This window comes from bacterium, assembly GCA_041649255.1.
GTDB lineage: Bacteria > Hydrothermota > UBA3073 > JACQXS01 > JAQTXJ01 > JAQTXJ01.
In genome coordinates this window covers 69,316-88,743 of record JBAZNK010000010.1, presented here as the reverse complement: position 1 = coordinate 88,743, position 19,428 = coordinate 69,316, and the positions used below count along the sequence as shown (strand labels likewise).

The 19,428-nt window shown below is 38.5% G+C and carries 17 protein-coding genes; 6 read left to right on the top strand and 11 right to left on the bottom strand.

The window, feature by feature from the left end; all coding sequences use genetic code 11:
- Positions 1-223: 223 nt before the first annotated feature.
- The 4 genes from WC614_08130 to WC614_08115 form a co-directional block, all read right to left on the bottom strand.
- Positions 224-1,690, bottom strand: a complete 1,467-nt coding sequence (locus WC614_08130) for a hypothetical protein (GenBank protein ID MFA5032971.1) — start codon at positions 1,688-1,690, stop codon at positions 224-226.
- Positions 1,691-1,777: 87 nt separating this feature from the next.
- Positions 1,778-2,014, bottom strand: a complete 237-nt coding sequence (locus WC614_08125; GenBank protein MFA5032970.1) for a thioredoxin family protein — start codon at positions 2,012-2,014, stop codon at positions 1,778-1,780.
- Between the two features lie 72 nt (positions 2,015-2,086).
- A complete protein-coding gene (locus WC614_08120; GenBank protein ID MFA5032969.1) occupies positions 2,087-3,055 on the bottom strand; it encodes a permease in 969 nt (322 codons plus the stop codon).
- 21 nt (positions 3,056-3,076) lie between these two features.
- The gene (locus WC614_08115; GenBank protein MFA5032968.1) at positions 3,077-3,430 is read right to left on the bottom strand and encodes a metalloregulator ArsR/SmtB family transcription factor; all 354 of its coding nucleotides are present in this window, start codon (positions 3,428-3,430) and stop codon (positions 3,077-3,079) included.
- A gap of 419 nt (positions 3,431-3,849) precedes the next feature.
- Here WC614_08115 and WC614_08110 point away from each other — a divergent pair, with 419 nt between their 5' ends.
- The 4 genes from WC614_08110 (at position 3,850) to WC614_08095 (ending at position 8,705) form a co-directional block, all read left to right on the top strand.
- Positions 3,850-4,602 (top strand): tetratricopeptide repeat protein, encoded by a 753-nt coding sequence (locus tag WC614_08110; protein ID MFA5032967.1) that lies wholly within the window; start codon positions 3,850-3,852, stop codon positions 4,600-4,602.
- A gap of 57 nt (positions 4,603-4,659) precedes the next feature.
- Entirely contained in the window at positions 4,660-5,877 is a 1,218-nt protein-coding gene (locus WC614_08105) for an asparagine synthetase B (GenBank protein ID MFA5032966.1), read from the top strand.
- A gap of 195 nt (positions 5,878-6,072) precedes the next feature.
- Positions 6,073-6,672, top strand: a complete 600-nt coding sequence (locus WC614_08100; protein MFA5032965.1) for a hypothetical protein — start codon at positions 6,073-6,075, stop codon at positions 6,670-6,672.
- Positions 6,673-6,707: 35 nt separating this feature from the next.
- Positions 6,708-8,705 (top strand): TonB-dependent receptor, encoded by a 1,998-nt coding sequence (locus tag WC614_08095; GenBank protein MFA5032964.1) that lies wholly within the window; start codon positions 6,708-6,710, stop codon positions 8,703-8,705.
- A 151-nt stretch (positions 8,706-8,856) separates the two neighbouring features.
- Here WC614_08095 and WC614_08090 read toward each other — a convergent pair whose 3' ends face one another.
- The 6 genes from WC614_08090 to WC614_08065 form a co-directional block, all read right to left on the bottom strand.
- Complete coding sequence (locus tag WC614_08090) at positions 8,857-9,357, bottom strand: hypothetical protein (GenBank protein ID MFA5032963.1); 501 nt, start codon at positions 9,355-9,357, stop codon at positions 8,857-8,859.
- A gap of 17 nt (positions 9,358-9,374) precedes the next feature.
- Positions 9,375-11,063: a DUF6600 domain-containing protein gene (locus WC614_08085; GenBank protein ID MFA5032962.1), complete on the bottom strand. Its 1,689-nt coding sequence runs from the start codon at positions 11,061-11,063 to the stop codon at positions 9,375-9,377.
- Entirely contained in the window at positions 11,060-11,923 is an 864-nt protein-coding gene (locus WC614_08080) for a fibronectin type III domain-containing protein (GenBank protein ID MFA5032961.1), read from the bottom strand. Before WC614_08080 ends, WC614_08085 begins: the two co-directional genes overlap by 4 nt.
- 363 nt (positions 11,924-12,286) lie before the next feature.
- Positions 12,287-13,612 (bottom strand): sigma-54 dependent transcriptional regulator, encoded by a 1,326-nt coding sequence (locus tag WC614_08075; GenBank protein MFA5032960.1) that lies wholly within the window; start codon positions 13,610-13,612, stop codon positions 12,287-12,289.
- 70 nt (positions 13,613-13,682) lie between these two features.
- A complete protein-coding gene (locus tag WC614_08070; GenBank protein ID MFA5032959.1) occupies positions 13,683-14,069 on the bottom strand; it encodes a type II toxin-antitoxin system VapC family toxin in 387 nt (128 codons plus the stop codon).
- Positions 14,051-14,287, bottom strand: a complete 237-nt coding sequence (locus WC614_08065) for a hypothetical protein (GenBank protein ID MFA5032958.1) — start codon at positions 14,285-14,287, stop codon at positions 14,051-14,053. Before WC614_08065 ends, WC614_08070 begins: the two co-directional genes overlap by 19 nt.
- Before the next feature lie 444 nt (positions 14,288-14,731).
- On the opposite strand from WC614_08065, the gene WC614_08060 reads away from it, so the two are divergent.
- Both WC614_08060 and WC614_08055 read left to right on the top strand, forming a co-directional pair.
- Complete coding sequence (locus WC614_08060; protein MFA5032957.1) at positions 14,732-15,988, top strand: hypothetical protein; 1,257 nt, start codon at positions 14,732-14,734, stop codon at positions 15,986-15,988.
- Positions 15,989-15,990: 2 nt separating this feature from the next.
- A complete protein-coding gene (locus tag WC614_08055) occupies positions 15,991-17,277 on the top strand; it encodes a hypothetical protein (protein MFA5032956.1) in 1,287 nt (428 codons plus the stop codon).
- A 135-nt stretch (positions 17,278-17,412) separates the two neighbouring features.
- On the opposite strand, the gene WC614_08050 is transcribed toward WC614_08055, so the two are convergent.
- Positions 17,413-19,392 carry an ATP-binding protein gene (locus WC614_08050; GenBank protein MFA5032955.1) on the bottom strand — a complete coding sequence of 660 codons (1,980 nt, stop codon included), beginning with the start codon at positions 19,390-19,392 and terminating at the stop codon, positions 17,413-17,415.
- Positions 19,393-19,428 lie beyond the last annotated feature (36 nt).

The following is a 19,428-nucleotide window of genomic DNA, read 5'->3' as shown; positions in this document are numbered from 1 at the left end:
TCCTCCTTAGTTGGACTTTGTTCCTTAAGGAACATTAGACCAACTTATCCAGCTCAGCTGGACTTATTCATTAATCATCTTTTTTCACCCTATTTATTAGACATCTAAATTCCCCATCCCTTGCAAAAATAATCCTCTTTTTATGTTCTCTTGATTTTTATTTCGTGTTTCTTTTTTGTGCTTTCGTGTTTTAGTGGCAATATTTGTTTTTGCATTTTATCTGTTAAAACTTAAAACTAAACTGTAACATTGGTATTTTCGCTATATAATCTTTTTCCCCGAGATTATCCATATAATCTATAAGTTGATATTTCAACAAAACCTTGCTTTGCATTGTAAACTCATAAGACAATATCAAAGATACTATAGCCGTCTGGTTATTTATTTTCTCGTCCATTGTTGTCAAAATATCATCCGGTCTATACTCTGACCTGTACTCATAATCGTTTTCTATTTTCCAGTTGGAAACGATTGGCACTGTTATTCCGAAGTTCGCAACAAGAAAATCCGTTAACGAGCTGTGGAAGGTTGTAATTTTAGAATCATACGTAATAGGCATAGATATAGGAATAGGTATAAACATATCATCCCATGTCGGCTCAATTTCTTTTAGTTTTTTATAATAGCCCGCAATGGTTACTTCTTTGGAAAACAGCGGCATATCCCTGTATGTAAACGAAAAACGGACTCCCCTGCGATTAGCGGCGCAAGATAACGACCTGTATAGGGGCGCGAAATAAGGGTCCATCTGCAAGTATAATAAATTTACGTCTATCTTATCACTGCTTAAAAGCTGTAACCCACCGGTAATCCCATTTTTACTGTGAACTATATTCAAAGTATCTCGCAGGTCATCATCTCTTGTGCTTCGCGCATATTCACCGACAAAAGAAGTATTCCATAAGATAGGAATCCTGACGTCGCATCCGAACACATCGCTTTGAAACGGTTTCGTGTAAGACATTTCCACTTTTGCGGTATCGTCTTTTATACTTAATCCCGTAACGCCAAAACTCGCGGAGGAAAGATTTTCTATAAAAGCCGGAACAAACCGCGCTCTTGCCCCGTACATATATTTATTGGCACTCATATTTTTACTTTCAAATTGAGGAATTGCAAACAGAGCCGTAAAGTCTCCCAGTTCCCCGCTCAACTCCGTTTTAAGACCTTCCAGCTTATAATCTTCCTGTAGTTCTTCAAGGCTTTCCCCGCTGATTCCGCCAACCGATGCCTGGCAGGCGCAGCTTGTAGCGCCGAGAGGATTATCGTTCAAATCCCATCGCATAAAAGTTAACGGAGTAAAACTCGCGTCGTAGTTTCCCGCAATTACTGTAAACGGGCTCTTTTCCCAACTCAGCGACAGCCATCCTGCGATAGCTTTTGTAGAAACAAAATCGGGCGCCGGCATCATTACAACGGGCGTGTCCTCGTTGCTTATTCTCACCGTTCCGATTACTTTAAGGTATTCCGTAATCGGGATATTAACGGATAAATCAATTCTTTCTCTCAAGGTAAGTCCTTTTTTTAGTGTCTCCCCGTAACTCCCTTTTATGGTATCAACGTTTGCTTCTACGTACTTAAACCTTATTTTCCCTTCCCCGCTTATCGAAAATTTTTCCTGTTCTGCAAAAGTTACGGAGGTAACAATAACAAGCGAAAAAACTACAAATAAATTTTTAACTTTTATCATTCTTTTCCCCCTTTGCAACGAATTACTTTTTTAATTACTACAAGTTATTTTCTTATCCGGTCACGCCGGATATTTTTTCTAATGGCCTCATCCGGGTTTAATCCAACTTTTTATCTCTTCAACGGTCGGCATTTTTCCCGAACATTTAACAACGCCGTCAACTACTACTGCAGGAGTCATCATTACGTTGTACTTCATTATTTCATCTATTTTTTCCACTTTTACTATTTCTGCGGAAATGCCCAGCTCACTAACTGCCTTCTCTGCGTTGGCGTAAGTTTGTTTACATTTTGCGCATCCAATTCCCAGTATTTCTATTTTCATTTCGTCCTCCTTAGTTGGACTTTCCCGCCATGGCGGGATTACTCCAACTTATCCAGCAAAGCTGGATTCTTCCTATTTTATAATAAAGTTAAACAAATACCCCGTAAAAATAATTCCTATTCCGACAATTCCCGCAAAAACTAAAATCAATTTCGTTTTCATTACCCTTCTTAGAATCATAAATTCCGGCAAAGACAAAGCAGTAACCGCCATCATAAATGCCAAGGTAGTTCCCAACGCTACTCCCTTTTCGGTCAACGCGCTCACTAACGGAATAATGCCGGCGGCATTCGAATAAAGAGGAATTCCAATAAGCGTAGCTAACGGAACTGCATACCATTTATCTGCGCCTGCGTATTTAGCTAAAAAGTTCATAGGGACATACCCGTGTATCCATGCTCCCAAACCAATTCCAACCAGAATGTAAATCCAGACTTTTTTAATTATGTCGGAAGTGTACCCCCTGGCATAATTAATTCTTTCTTTCCATTCTATTTTTGAGCCATCTTCCGAAGTTTTTATTTTATTGGCAAACGAAAATTTTTCCACCCAGTTTTCGACTTTTAGTTTCCCTATAATTATACCGGAAAGGATTGAAATTATAAGTCCGCTTACGACATAAATAAGTGCAATTTTCCAGCCAAACATTCCGAAAAGCATAACCAGCGCAACTTCATTAATCATAGGTGAAGCAACAAGAAAAGAAAAAGTTGCCCCGAGTGGGACGCCAACTTCCAAAAACCCCAGAAACAAGGGAATAGCGCTGCAGGAACAAAAAGGCGTAACAATGCCGAACAAAGCCGCAAGAACATTTCCTACATATTTATTTTTTCTTGCTAAAATATTGCGGATTTTTTCCGGGGGCAGGAACGACCTGATTATAGAAACGACAAAAATAATAACCGAAAGCAGAATGAAAATTTTTATCGTATCAAAGATAAAAAAGTTTATCGCCTCCGCCAAAAGCGTCTTTGCTTTTAAGCTCAAAATCCCGTAAGTTATCCAATTCGCAAATAACTTAACCGGATAAAATATATCCATTATATGTTTTTGTTTTACCGTCTATACTATTTTACATTTACATTCACTCAACTTCACGGCTTTTGCCAATCGTTTTTTATCTTTTATTAGAATTCCATCTTCATTAAGCATTTGTTTTAAAAACAACAATATTTCTTTCATATTCTTAGAGCTATTTTTATTAATCGAATAGTAAACCCATAGTCCTTTTTTTTTGCTTTTTACCAGTCCGGCATCTTTTAAAATTCTCAAATGTTTTGACACCCGTGTTTGATTTATGCGAAGCGCCTGCATTATTTCGCAGACACAAAGAGTATCTCTTTCCAATAAAATCTTCATAATTCTCAGCCTGGTCTCATCGCCGAGAACTTCAAAAATCCTTATCAATTCTTCCATACTCCCCCTTTTGACTTACTTACCCCACTTTACTTACTTAACTAACTCAACTCTCTATTGCCGAACTATATGCTTACATTCGCATATAAGAATAAAGTTGTCAAGAGAAAATTACGGAGTTTTCTATTTTAGAACTTTTGCGTCTTTCTTGTTACTCTATGTTTTTTATTTAATCTTGTTAACCCTGTCTTATCTTTTTTTCTGTTTCCCGCGCTTTCGTGTTTTCATGGTTGAATTTTCCGTGTTCTGTTTCTTGTGTAAATCTGTGATTACTTGGAGTTTGTTCTGCGTGAACATTACTCCAAGTTATCCTGCTCTGCTGGGAATCTCGTGATTACTGTTTTGTTGTTTTTGTGGCATAAGTATAACCTCTCAACTTTTTAGTTGCATTCTCATAAAGAAAAGTATAGTATACAAAAATGTTACCTTTAGTAATGAGTTTTTTTATATGCTCTAATGCCTGGGATGGGCTATACCAACAAGGAATAAACTATTATAATCGCGGCAAATATGACAGCAGTATTGTACTTTTCAAACAGGTAGTAAAAGAAGACTCTACGCTAAAAGATGCGTATTATAATCTCGGCGCAGCTTTTGCTAAAATAAGAAAATACGACGATGCGATAGTCTCTTTTAACAAGGCAATTAGTTTATCTCCAAACGACATTGACGCTATGTTTCATCTTGGCGCAATATGTATTGTTAAGGGAGACTACAAATCTGCGGTAGTCGTTTACACGAGAATAATTTCTTTTAACCAGCAGCTTCCCCGCGCTTATGAAAACAGGGGAACTGCTTACTGGAAACTTGGATTGCAGTCTCAGGCAAACGCGGACTTAAAAACGGCAAAAAGATTAAGAAGAGGCGAACCCATCAAAAAACCCGGTCTTCTTCCATCAATAACGTCTAAAGGAGTGAAGCTCCCGGAAATAGCTATCGAGGATACGATAACGGCGGACCCTGCAGATATAGAATTGTTGCCGTATATAGGCGAAATATATATGACTACCGGAGATTATGAACTCGCCGTGGTTGCATACAGCAAACTAATAAAATTGGCCCCGGATAACCCGAAAGGATATAGAAACAGGGCGTTGGCTTATGAGAAGTTAGGCAGGCAGGAAAGAGCAAAAAAAGACAGGGATAAATTACAGAAGTTGTTGGGAAAATAGGGAAATTGGGACTTTAGATTTTAGAATTTGGATTGGGAAATTAATTAAAATAACTTAATGAATATGTTAATATTATTTTTCGTTTCAAAACTCCTTATACCTATGGACTTATCCCAGACCGACCATCTGCGGGCTTATGGAGTGATTTATAAATCTCTGCAATCCGGCGTAAAAGCAGAGTGGCTGCTCAATTATCGCGGGGGGGCTTTTCTGCTCGACGAAAACAACCTGACCGAAAAATTATGCAAAACAAAAGGCGTAACTTACGAAAAGGTTTCCGAGGGAACTGCGCAGTCCATATATTCGACCATAGAATCCGAAAATATGGAAAGAGTCGAATTGACAATGGCTCCCAGAATTGCCGTTTATACCCCGCCGTATAGTTCTCCCTGGGATGATGCCGTTACCCTTGCTTTAAACTATGCGGATATCCCTTACACTAAAATATGGGACGAGCAGGTAATTAACGGAACTCTTTCGGACTTTGATTGGCTTCACCTTCACCACGAGGATTTCACGGGACAGTACGGAAAATTCTTTGGCGGGTTTGGATTTACTTTATGGTTCAAAGAAGAAGTAACATTAAACGAATCAATGGCAAAAAAACTGGGATTTAAAAAAGTATGGCAGTTGAAACAATCCGTTGCAAACAAAATATCCCAATACGTAAATAATGGCGGATTCTTGTTTGCAATGTGTTCCGCGACAGAAACGATTGACATAGGTCTTGCGGCATACGGGATGGATATCGTCCCAACGCTGGATGGAGATGGTTATGACCGCAGTTGCCAGCAAAAATTGAATTTTCAAAATGCATTCGCTTTTAAGGATTTTGAAATCGATATTGACCCGATGAGATACAGGCACTCAAATATCGACGTAAGCGATGAAGCCCGTATGCGGGGCGAAAACGTATATTTTGAATTGTCGGAGTTTTCCGCCAAATACGACCCGATACCTACACTCCTAACTCAAGACCATACAAATGTTGTTGCCGAATTTATGGGACAAACAACGGGGTTCAGAAAAAATTTAGTGAAACCAAACGTAACCATCCTGGGACAGGTAAAAGGGACATCGGAAGTTAAGTATTTATACGGTGATTACGGTAAAGGATTTTTTGCATTTTATGGAGGACACGACCCCGAAGATTATACCCATATGGTGGGTGACCCGCCGACGAAACTTGAACTCTATCCTAATTCGCCGGGGTATAGACTGATATTAAATAATGTGCTTTTCCCGGCGGCGAAGTCAAAGAGGTTGAAGACCTAAGCGGAAGAAAGGGAAAAAAGATAGTTGAGTTGGTTTAGTTAGTGTAGTTAGTTAAGTAAGGAACGGAAAAAATAGAAACATAACACAGAAAAATAAGACAGGATTTACAAGATTACGAGGAATCTTAAAACCTTTCTTGACAGAGGTACAGATTTATTATAGATAATTGTTTGTTGATGATGCAATTTGCAGATTATGAAAAGAATAGGAATATTAATTTTGCTTTTACCTGTATGCGTATTCGCAGATGTTGGATTTCATCCGACAGAAAGCAGTGTGTTTTTCAGTCCCAAAACTACAAATAACTTATTGAATTTTAACTTGCTGCAAACGGCAGATACAAGTAATACTGTAAAAGGGAAAACCTCTTTCTCTATATATGCCAAAGAGGCAATGGGTGGACTTTGTGGAGGTGTTTTGGGAGGATTAATTGGGGCCGGCATCCCCATTGTAGGATTGACTTTATTAGGAGCCATATTTGGGCGACATATTTATGACGACCCCTCTGCCGGGGATATAAGACTCTTGGTTGGGGGCTGTATAGGCGCACCATTGGGCGCTATAATTGAACTTCCGAAAGGTATTAGATTTGTAGGGGAAAAACTCGGAGAAGATGGGGATTACTGGAACACTTTTTTAGGGATGGCAATTGGGAGTGGAGCAGGGATGCTTGTTGGAGGAACTGCATGTGGTTTAATAGACGAACATTACTCCGGCGTCTTGGCAACTGTCGTTGGTGTGGGGATTGGAAGTATTTTTTCCATTGCCGGAGCTGTATGCGGATATAATTGGTAGTTATAAAATATTATACTAAACTTAGGGGGTAAATAATGACAATATTTCTTAACTTAATTCTTCTGGCTTCTTCTTTTTTCCTTCCGCCGGGCAAACCCAATCCCCCTTCAAAACAATTTCTGCCCGACAGCAATGCGGTGGAAGAAATTCCCGATAGCATCGCATCTTACATACCGGATAGCGCCAAACAGGATAGTAATTTAACCCAATATTTGCCAGGCATCAAATCCACGCAACCGGACTCCGACGAAATAGTCGAAATAAAAGAAATATCTAAAAGAAAAACCAACATTTATACTGCCGCAAAAACCGAAGAGCCCGTTAAATATACCGGTAAATGTTATAGCATCATTACGCGGGAAGAAATAGAAAGAGACGGTTCTCCTACGGTATTTGACGTTCTGCGAAACTATATGGGAGTTTTTGTAGCGCAGGAAGGTCCGTTCGGTGGTTTTACGGACGTCCATATGAGAGGTATTGAAGGTAATCACACACTTGTTCTTATTGATGGAGTAAAAGTAAATAACCCCGCATCCACTGATAGAGGCTTTGACTGGGGAACTCTATCTACGGCAGCCGTAGAAAAAATAGAAATAGTCCGCGGTCCCCAGAGTTCAATATACGGAAACGATGCAAGCGGTGGTGTAATAAATATCATTACAAAAAAAGGCAGGAAGGGATTCAGAATTAACGCTAAAGGATATGGCGGCGCATATAATACTTTGGAAGAAAGAGCGGGAATAAGTGGAGGTACGGGTAAATTTGATTATGCGGTTTCTTTGTTTAATATTAACTCGGGAGGATTATCTAAATCCCTTTCGTTAACGGACAGCTTGCCCGCAGACGAAGTTGACGGTTACAAAAATAAAGGCGTTTATACGAAAGTAAACACTTACCCGCTTAATAACTTATCCATTAATCTGACAATGGGAATGCGAAATTCTCAAATAGAAGTTGATGCGGGACAGTTTGCCGACAGCTCTAATCTTGTCTCTTTATCGAACTTTAAATACGGTGTATTATCGCTTAACCATAAATTATCAAATTTATATAGCTATAAGATAAGTTCGGAAGTAACAAATACCCGGGGAAACGAAAGTATTGACAAATCAAGAACAAATATGAACGAGAATTATTATGAAGGCGAATATGTAAAAACGGAAATTCAAAACAGTTTTAATTTTAAGAAATCTTTCCACGTAATAACGGGTATCGAATATGCTAAAGAAACCGGGGAGAACTGTAACTGTACCAGGGATACCGCTCATTCCATATCTAATCGCGCCATTTATGCGGAAGTCGAACCGAGTTACAAAAACCTGTTCCTTAACCTTAGCGGGAGAATTGACGATTACCAGAGATTTGAAACACAGAGCGCCTGGTTGTTTTCTATGGCATTCCTGGTAAAGAATACAAAATTTAAGGGGAATTACGGATACGGATTCAAAACTCCTACTTTTTATCAGTTGTTTAACCCGGTGTCTGGAAATCCCGGACTCACCCCGGAACAAAATAGAGGGTATGATGTAGGTGCAGAGCACAGATTCAAAGATGGAAGGGCGGAAATTACATATTTCAACCAACACGTCGTTCAATCCATTGATATTGTAAACGATAAGTATAAAAATAGAACCGTAAGTAATGCCTGGTGCACGGACGGAATAGAGTTCTACTTTTTACTTATGCTTTTTGATGATTTAAGTATGGATATAAATTTTACCGGCGTGGATAAAATTGATTGGCCGGAAGCGTATCTCCTCATTCCATCCCTTAACTACAGGTGGGGAATAAATTACCGCTGGTTCAACGTAAAGTTTTGTTGCATAGGAAAAAGACAGGATAAAGATGCTTTCGGACTCGTAGATATTAAATCCTGCAGAAAAATAGACGTAAGTTATTCGTTCCCGTCTGATGTAAGCAAAAAAGGATTAAAACTTCAGGTACGAATAGAAAACCTGATAAACGAACAATATATGGAAAGTTGGGGCTATAGTGTCCCCGGACGGGGAATCTATTTCGGACTCTCTTACTGATATAATATTCTTTTGCTGTATAAATAGGAATAGAATGTAGGGCAAGTCCGCCTAAGGCGGATTAGCCTTGCGAGAAAACTTTGTTTTATATAAAGAAAACTCTGCGACTACTGTTAAAGTAATCGCAGAGTTTTCTTATTTCAATAATACCCTATTTGGTCTTTACTTTAACTGGGATAGGTTTCTTTACAACCACCGATTTAGCAGAACTTACCGTAGGTTTTTCAGGTCTCTTCGGATACTTTATTTTCTCCACACCGGAACGCGTTCCTGCTGAAATTTGTTCTCCCGTCATACTTTTCCCATTAGATTTTGTAGTGGATGCTGTTTCGACCAGTTCTTTTGCAATGTTTAGTTTTTCTTTGGTTAAGGAGTTGTTTACTTTATTGTTCAGAAATTGAAACAAAGGAGACGAATCTTTTTCCTTGTCCAGCAAATCATTAATCCCATCCTTATTGTTGTCAATAAACGTATCCTTTTGTGCAAACACAGGACTCTTCCTTTGATTACCGGATTGATTGAATATTCTGGTCTCATTTTTCAACCGCGCCTGTCTTGTGCCTGTCAAAGGTAACGATTCTTTTGCAAAAGATACACTACTCAACATAATCCCGAGAGAGAGAATTGCCACGATTCTGTTATTTGTTTTCATAAAATTCTCCATTTTTATCATTTTGTCGGACGTTTTGTATTACCTTTATTCCCGGAAGACATACCCGAATTACTCGGTCTTCTTTCAACAGACTTGTTCTCACCGCCGGGGCGGGATGTTCCATATTCAGAATAAGATTTCTCGGTTTTTGTAGCGGTTGTTACTGAACTGCTCTCTTTTGCTTTCTCTGTTTTCTGTTCAGATTTTTGTTTCGTGACAGGTTTATTTTCCTGGTAAACCTTCTTTTCATCGCTTTTGGGACTTTCATTTATAATCACGGGAGTTTTCTTCTCCATAGCCCTTTCGTCTACAGGCTGCTGAACCACTTTGTTTTTCACCGCTGTATTAGGGCGTTCCTTTTCTTCAAGAGTTTTGGGCCTTGATATAAAAACAGGTTTCGGTTGTATTGTATTTTTGTTAAGTTCTTCTCTAACGTCTTTTTGTCTTAAGGGTGTTTTCCCGACCACAGGTTGTTTGCTAATAGGAAAACCTTTGATTGTAGGAACAAGGTCTTTCTTTGTCGGCTCTGTAGTTTTCACATAGTCCGGCTTAATATTCGTTATCGTTTTTGTCCATTTTGTATCGCCCTTGGAAGTGACTTCTTTGTATTTGTATGATTGGCGAGTCGGTTTGTTCGGCGTATCCCAGGAGTCTTTGTATCTGTAGTTTTTGAAATGATTTCTTTCTACACACACCCATTGTCTAATGTGATGATGCCTTGAATGATGAAACCATGGACGATCCCCGGGACCCATCGGACACCAACCTATATAACCCGGTTCTTCATACCAGCAAACCCATGATGGTCCCCAAGTTCTTCCGGGTATCCACACCCAGCCGTATGGCCAATCATATACCCACCTGCCGTAATGATAAGGTGCCCATCCCCACGATTCATAAGAAACCCATGTCCAACCCCATCTTGCCGAAAATACCCAGTGCCCGTCATAATAAGGTCTCCAATTTGAACTCACACTCGGACGCCATACCCAGCCATAATCATCAATGTGTACCCATCTGCCGTGCCTGTCAAGTTCTTCAACTCCTATTATTACGTCATCCGGAACGTATTTTCTGCTTTGTATGTTACCCTCTACGGCAACCGCACACCAGTTGTTAAAATCTTTTTCTCTCGCCGCTCCATACTTTTCAGGATGTGCCGGTTTTTTATCCTTTTCTATAATCGTAGTTTCCCCTGCCAATAAAGATATTTCTCCCGTATTGCTTAATGCTTTTCCTCTGCCTTCGTATACTATTATTCTGGTTACTTTTTCCCCTGCTTCTACCTGCGCGCTGGCCTGCTCTTCAAGAGCAACCCCGCCTTCCTGCGTCTGTATGTAAAACCTTTTCTCGGCGTTGTAATATCTTGGCACGTTAGCCCTTACTTTCCCGGCTAAGACATAAACTGCAGATATTTCTTCCCCGTTTTCATCTCTTGAGAGACTGGAAAATTCCAACTCTGTTTGTCTGTCAAGATTCAAATCTACCCCGTTATCAAATTGCACTTTCATATACGAATCTTCCGTTCTTATCCTGTCGCCTTCGGAAACTGCCATATTGATGGCGGCATCTTCATATTCCGTTAAACCGCTTCTTAAAATGTAGGCAGGACCGGACATTTTTGAAATCCGGGCAAACCTTGGGTTAGGTTCACCTGCCACAACGGATGAAATCAATAATATACCCATCAGGATATAGTTTTTCATTTTACCTCCTTTGCTGCTACTAATGTTGTTACAAAGTTAGGAAATTGTTTTCCAATATGTTTAAGTTCTCTGTTGCCAACATCTTCCTGGTATGCCCAGTCGAATCTTGCGTATTCATCGGTTGCCGAAGTTACTCTGAATTTGGCAAAATGATTGTTATTTGTCCATACTACATATCCGTGCCCCGGTATTAATTCAACTACTCCTGTCTGGGACCAACCTTCGAGCGGAGCATAATTGATTTCATCAAGCTCTTCTATGTATCCAAAATCCTGGATATCAGTATTCGCATCTCCCGCTACCATAAAAATAACTCCATCGGAAGCTATACAATAAACATCCGTAAAATCATTATCCCATTCCAAAACTCTTTCCCCGGAGAAATCATATCCTGCATCCATTTCGTATTCGTCTGCATCCCAGAGTTTTACACCCCTTCCTTCGGGTCTCGGAGTATCAAATATGAGTTCAGCCGAAATTCCGCTTTCATTTCCTGCATAATCATAAGCCGAAATCGCATAGTAATACGTTACTGCATTTGCTACGCCTTTGTCAACAAAAAATGCACTGGTGGAACTGCCTATTACTTCATACGGACCATGCGGATCATCGCTCCTATATATAAAGTATCCGCTAAGGTCACCCTCAGAATTCGGATTCCAATAAAGAGTCACTTCCTCATTCCCTGTAACACTAACTACACCTGTTGGCACTACTGGCGGCGTAGTATCATCTATATGACGACTACTATGACACCCGCAAAGAAATATTGCACATCCCACCATTGTGGCTATGAAAGATCCCGCCTTGTCAAAGATCCCGCCTTGGCGGTGAGCGGTGAAAGTTTTTATGTTTTTCATTGTTCCCCCTTTCTGCCTATTAGTATAGCAACATCCGCGACAAAATACCGACAGACAGAGAAAACCCATTATTTATAAGGCATTCCACCTCGCGTCCCCATCGCAAAACAAAAACACGATTAAAACCATTGCACATATTCTGTGCAACGGAATATTTGATTTGGCAATCTATAAAACATTCCCGCAATATAAACCCCAATAAATACAACACCCTACAAGGATATCGCACAAAAACAGTGCAGTTAATTTCAGGGAATTGTAGGGTAATGCTTTAGCTTTGCGAAATAGGGGAAAACTGTATTAACAAATTATTGGAAACAAAAGCGGATGCAAACCTTAAGGTTTGCCCTACATACAAAATATCTATTTCACTATATGCAGGTTACGTATTTTCTCTCTCAGGGTATTGCGGTGTATTTTTAACAATTCTGCCGATTTTGTCAGGTTCCATTTCGTCTTTTTCAACACTTCCTCGATATGCAGTTTTTCCATATACTCAATCGAGAAATTGTCTTTTGCTTTTCCTGTTGCGAAAACTGTCTTTGGAAGGTCATCGGGTTGAATAATGTTGTTTCTGGTCATAACGACTGCCCTTTCAATGACATTTTCCAATTCCCTTACGTTGCCGGGCCAGTTATACCTTAACAAAACTTCTTTTGCTTCGTTGTTTATCCCTTCGATAGTTTTCCCTATTTTAGCGCCGTATTTTTTCAAAAAATGCTCTATAAGCAACGAAATATCTTCTTTCCTTTCTCTTAACGGTGGGATTATAATCGGCACTACATTTAACCTGTAATATAAATCTTCCCTAAAAGTCCCCTCTTTTATTCTTTGTTCAAGCGGTTGGTTCGTAGCGGATATTACCCTGACGTCCACTTTGATAGGTTTGCTGCTTCCCAGTTTTTCGAACTCCTGTTCCTGCAAAACTCTCAAAAGTTTAACCTGAGTGCTGAGTGGAATATCCCCAATTTCATCAAGAAACAAAGTCCCTTTATCGGCAGTTTCAAATCTTCCTTTTCTTTCTTGTTGAGCTCCCGTAAATGCTCCTTTTTCGTATCCAAAAAGTTCCGCCTCAAGTAAAGTATCCGGCAGTGCTGCGCAAGCAACAGGAACAAAAGGATATGCCGTTCTCAGACTGGAATAATGAATCGCTTTTGCAATCAGTTCCTTTCCCGTTCCGCTTTCTCCAAGTATCAAAACCGTTGAACTTGATTTCGAGACTCTTGCTACCTGATTTAAAACTTCCTGTATGGCAGTGCTGTTTCCTATAATATTATCAAACCCGTATTTTTCTCCTATCTCTGTTTTAAGGATTTTATTCTCCTGCGTTAACTGTTTTGTTTCCATCGCCCGCTTTATGGTAAGTTTCAATTTCGTAAGGTCTATAGGTTTCGTAAGGTAATCGTACGCTCCTTCTTTTATGGCATTTACGGCATTCTCTACATTCCCGTAAGCAGTGATAATTATGATGATAATTTCCGGGTTTATCTTGTGGATTTCTTTCATAGTAGTTATGCCATCCGTCGTGCCAAGGTTCATATCCATAAGAATTATGTCAAACACTTCCCGCTGCAAAAGCTCAATCGCAGCTTCTCCTGACGGCACTCCCGAAATAGCGTACTCCTTTTTCAATGCCCCGACTAACAAATCCCTCTGGACATTATCGTCTTCAACTACAAGAATTTTCATTTGTTAATACCCACTTGTTAATGGTCTGTTTTGTTAATCTGCCTCAAGCAGTTTAAATATTTTTTAATTGCTATTCCGGGGATACCAATTTTAATTCTTTAATATGTTTGAAATGTTTTACATTGCGGGTAAGCAGTGGAATCTTTTCTGTACAGCATATACTTGCGATAAAAATATCTCTTATATCCAAAGAGAATCCTTTTTTTATCAACTCTACATGGATTTTTGCAGATTCTTTTGAAGCTTTCTCTGTCCATATTATAGGAGTTAAGCAAGCAAGGACATCTTCTACCGGCTTAATTTTTCCGGTATAGAAGCCGCCATAATAAAGTTCATAAACTGTTACCGGAGTAACTTTACATAAATATTTATTCAAAACGGAAGGTAGAATATTTTTGTATGCATTACCTTTTAAATAATCTATAATAATATCAGTATCTATACAGATAGTTTCCATTTCTTCCATTCCTTATTTAGATTATTATAAATTTTTTCAGTATCTATATCTTTCCATGAGCCCATAGCTTTTGCAAAAAGTTCATAATTCTTTTTCTTATTGGTTGTTTTTAGTTCCGGTCGAAGAACTTCAAGAAACTCTACAAGCTTGTGAATCAAGGGGGCCGGAAGTTCGTGAATTAAATTAGAGATTTCTTTCTCATTTATTGTAGCTTTCATTTATAGTTTCACCTCTATAGACACATTATCACAAGGGTATTTAAAGTCAAGATTTTTTCAGGACTTAACAAATCCCTCTGGACATTATCGTCTTCCACTACAAGAAATTTCATTTGTTCTATTATGTATTACCTTTAACAAAAATCAAGTATTTTTCTTTAAATCTATAATAACGGGTAGGGTGGGAGCACGTTTAGTTAGAGTTTGCGACGTAGGAGCATTATAGAAAGCTCTTAGAACTTTAGTTCTTAGAGATGCCTATCCTGCTGGGCTCTAACTTATCCAGCTCTGCAGGGGCTCTCACCTACCCTGTTTTCATATTTTCGTTTTTCGTAGGGGTGACTTAGAGTTTATCCCGCTATGCCTGCCCGCCCGGTCTGCCCGTTTCCTAACAATTATTTATTTAGTTGACAACCTAATACCTAAAGTTAAAATACATCCCATATGTTATCTTATTTGTTGATTTTATTTCTCAGCAATTCCGTATTTCAGCAATCGGACGGATTCTCCGTCCCTTCCCTAAGAACGAAAGCAATGGGAGATTTAAGTTTTATTCCCGGGACAACATACAAATTTAATCTGTACGAGCTCTCTAATAACCCTGCAGGTCTTTTAGAATATAAAACCAAATTGCCGACTCTAATGATTCAAGGTGAACACGGCAACGCCAGTGAACAATTGGTATATTATACGAGCAACAATCTTGCGGCACAAATTAATATAAAAAATAAATTTATAGCGGCAGAAGGTTCTATCCAGACCGGTGATTCTCCTATCTGGGACAATGAGTACTATGAAGGTTATCTTATTTTTATGGATTCGTTTGGAAAAACAAAAAAAAACTTATCTTTATCAGTGAAGTTTAAGAACATATTAATCGGCGGTTCTTACAAATATTCGGAGTGGTTAACGATACCGCCGCATTCTCCTTCAGAAGATATTTTATCCTATGGTGATCCCAAGAAAAGACATTTCTTGGCCGGCATAGAAATTTTAGCCAATAAATATTTCACAATAGGAAGCAACATAGATTTTAGACAGTCTACCCTCTTTTCCACGTATTACGATCGATATTCTTCCCAGAAAACTAATTTTTTAAGCACAGATGCCATTTTTAATCTCCATAAACAAATAAAATTTGGGATAACATATAAAATTGGATTGGATAATGAAATGCAAAACTTTCAGAAAGAAGATACCGTTTTATGGGATGAAATGAAAAATTTGACTTTGTATGGGTTATATAAAGTGAAAGAAACCAATATATGGCTTACTCTTAAAAATGCAAATTATTGGGAATTCCAACCTTTATCTTTATGGCAATACTATTATTATCCTGCAAAAGAAAATGGTTTTGGCGGCGGGATAAGCCACTCTTTTAACAATATTATCCTGGGCATTGAGTTTTATAAAAACGCTATGGAATGTTATTTTGAAGAAGATACTCTTCTATGGCATCCCATAGAAATCCGAGGCGGGATAGAATATTCTATAAAAAATATATCCGTTCGTGGAGGATACAAGATGGAAAGATTTGCTTTTGCTTTTCCCATTGAAAGTTTTACAATGGGACTGGGATGGAATTTTTATCGAAAAGTCTCATTGCAATATTTATATGAACATAGAAGTCAAATTGATAATTCTTTTTCTTTAAAGGGGTCTTTTAGTTATTCAAGGGTAGAACTTTCTTATACCTTGTAGTTATGACAAAATTAATAAATAGTTTACTAATTAATAGTTTGTTGTTGACTTCTATTTATGCGACTATCTGGGATGAAGATGCTGAGTTTGATAGTCCCTACTGCAGAAATACTCCGTTAGAAACCCCATCTTTAAGAATTATAGGAATGGGAAACTTGAATTTAATTCAACAAGACGAATTTAATGAATTTAACCTGTATGATTTTAGTAATAATCTCGCAGGGCTTATAGAAGACGATAGTAATCGCTCCACCGTTAAAGGGTTAGGTTCTTATTCCTGTCGGGATACAACAAGTTGGAAAGACCTGTCAGAAGCAGCAAAAATGGGTATTGTCAGGGGAACGTTTAAGGATAAAAAGAAAGCATTTTCTATAGGTTTAAAAAAGCAGAATTATATTCCAATTATTGAAGGGACAGATGATATGGGGAATGAAATAAATCTAACGCCTACCGAATTATCAGGAGATTTTTGTTGTAACTTTAAATTAGTTTCCGGGTATTCTTTCGGAACAGGATTAGAATATTTGAAGATAGCTAACCCCCCGTTACATCTCTTGTATAGGGATTTGGATATGGATTATTCTCATCTTATATGGAAAAATGGAATTAGTGTCAAAAAACTCAAAAACCTTGAACTCGGAATGCAATTAAATATTATTAACGAGACGCGCTGGGCTGTAGAACAAAATAACTACGAATTAAAAGCACAGGGTATATGGAATTATAATAAACTTGGATTAGGCCTGGATGCTTATTTTAGAAGCACTGAAGATACTTTTAATTGTTACGGAATCTACCTAAAAGAGATAAGAAATGATGACATCCCCGTAAACTTTGAACTCGGCTGGCAAAACTATAAGATAAATCAATTTTTGGGAATACAAGAACGTTATCCTTCGAGTATTTTTACTGCAGGGGTTGGCATAGGTTATAAAATCAAAACAACACAAATAGGATTGGAACTACATAATATGCGAGAAAGATATACAACATATAATATAAATCCGGATAGCGTGAAATATGAATGGTATTCTACTACAGGAATAAATTGTGGACTTGAAACGAAACTTCTTAAATACTGTGCCTTAAGGGGTGGGTATTGGTATAAAATAATAAATGCGGTTACGGACGATTATTATAGTTTAGGGTTTGGGATTTATCTTCCAAATGAAAGAGGTAGAATTGATATTGCATGGACGTCTGAAAATCTTAATTTCTATTATCCGTATCCGTATGATAATAAAGAAAAAGCCCATACTATAGGCATACAACTCTTATTGTTCCCTTAGAATAATTCCGTTAAACAAAGGACCCCTATTTGTCATTCTGAGCGTAGCGAAGAATCTCATTCCAATCTACCCTTTTTCATTGTTTTTTGTGGTAGGTCAGACATTCTTGTCTGACAATTCTTTAGCAGGTCGTACCTATCCCTTCACCGGCAGGATTATCGTAAAAGTCGTTCCTGCACCTTCAATGCTTTCAACTTCTATTCTTCCTTTATGAGCAGTAACAAGTTGATGCGTAATTGACAACCCCAGCCCTGTCCCTTTTGCCTTCTTGGAAAAATAAGGTATGAATATTTTCTTCAAAGCTTCTTTCGGGATTCCACAACCCGTATCTTTGATTGTAATCTTACAACTGCCCTCATAAAGTTCCGTCCCGAAGAACAATTCTCCTCCCGAACTCATCGCCTGAATACCGTTTAAAGCTATGTTGAAAATCGCTCTCCTTAACTTTTCTACGTCAATTTCCACAGGACGCATCTCATTGAATTTCTTCGTTATGACGATTCCTTTTTCTCTTGTTTCGTTTTGAATCAATGAAATAACATCATCCAGAACTTTATTAATGTCTTCTTCTTTTAAGCTCAGCGTCATTGGCCTGGCAAGATTTAAAAATTCTTCCACTGTATTATTCAGTGACGCAATCGCATTCTTTATTATGTTTATAAATTCCTTGAATTCTTTATCATTTTCTTTCGGCTCAAACTCCTGCTCAATCCTCTGGGCTGTTATTCCTATAGCATTAAGCGGATTTCTGATCTCATGCGCAACCCCGGCGGCAAGTTCCCCAAGCGCAGAAAGCCTTTCTTTCTCTTTCAGGTTTTCTTCCATCTTTTTCATTTCCGTAATGTCTCTCAACACTCCTACCGCCCCTTCAATTTTATTTTCTTTATTAAAAATCGTATTCGTGTTTATGGATAAGATAAGCGAATGTCCTTTCAGGTTTGTGTAAGCCTTTGTCATATCCTGTATGGTTCGACCTTTTTCCAGAGTAAGGTCTATGAAACATTCATCGTTCGGGAAAACGGATTTATATTCTTTCCCGATTATCGCCGAACGGGAAATCGAAAATAACTTCTCTGCGCTCTGGTTGAATACGGTTATCCTTTTTTTGCTGTCCACCGCAACGACTGCATTTCCTATGCTCTCAAGAATGCTTCCCGTAAGACTTTGTATTTCGCTGTAAGATTTATCAAGTGTCGTATAATGCTGTGTCAATCCAATCAGGTTCATTACGATGGCGCCCAAGAAAAATATTACGGCGATGAGTAATATTATGTGTTTCTTGTTTTCCTCTGCTATCTGGTTATACTGTGAAAGCGAAAGCCCAACTCTGAATACCCCGAACGATACCCCATCTATAATAAAAGGTTTTACGACTTCCAATACTTTATGATTTCTTAAAGTATACATCCTGCTCGCCGTAATATTTTTTTCAACGACATTAACAAGGAAAGTATCCGTATCAATTTTGTTCATACTTTTGATATTTTCCGAAGCAAACACGATGCCGTCATCATCCTGAAGCACGATATATCTTATGCCTTTTTCTTTGCTCATTTTCTGGATAAGCGCCCCGATACCGGTTTCCTTGCGGAAATCATTTATATAAGATGCATCTATGTAGCAGGTAATAATTCTTTTATCCACTCTCAACGCAACGCCGAAGTTGTTGTCAATCGCGTCAATTGGAGTCTCGCTTTCCGTCCCGTCTAAAAGCGGTTGCAAGATAGAATCTATTTTTTTATCTACGGGATAAGGCAGGGAACTTTTTAATAATGTCCCCCGAAGGTCAAATATGTCTATACGGGATAAGTTATATTCTGAGGACAGGGTAGCGAGTTTTTCCATAGACGGAACTTTCGAATCCTTTGATATAAACCTTGCAATATCAAGAAGTTTCTGGCGGAAAAGAGGTTCAATCACGGTGCCGGCTTTAAGGATGTTTTGACTGCTTAGAATCAGCCCTTCGGTTAAAACCATTCCCTCCTGTTCAATCGCTTTCAACATACTGGAGCTTGTTCGTTTGATAACGACTGTCCCTGTTATTCCCATAAGCAAGGCAAAAATTATGGTTACAACGATGAGGTATCTTGAACTAATTACTCTTCTTGATTTCATTAGAAAATATAATATAGTGTTTTAATTTCGTTGTCA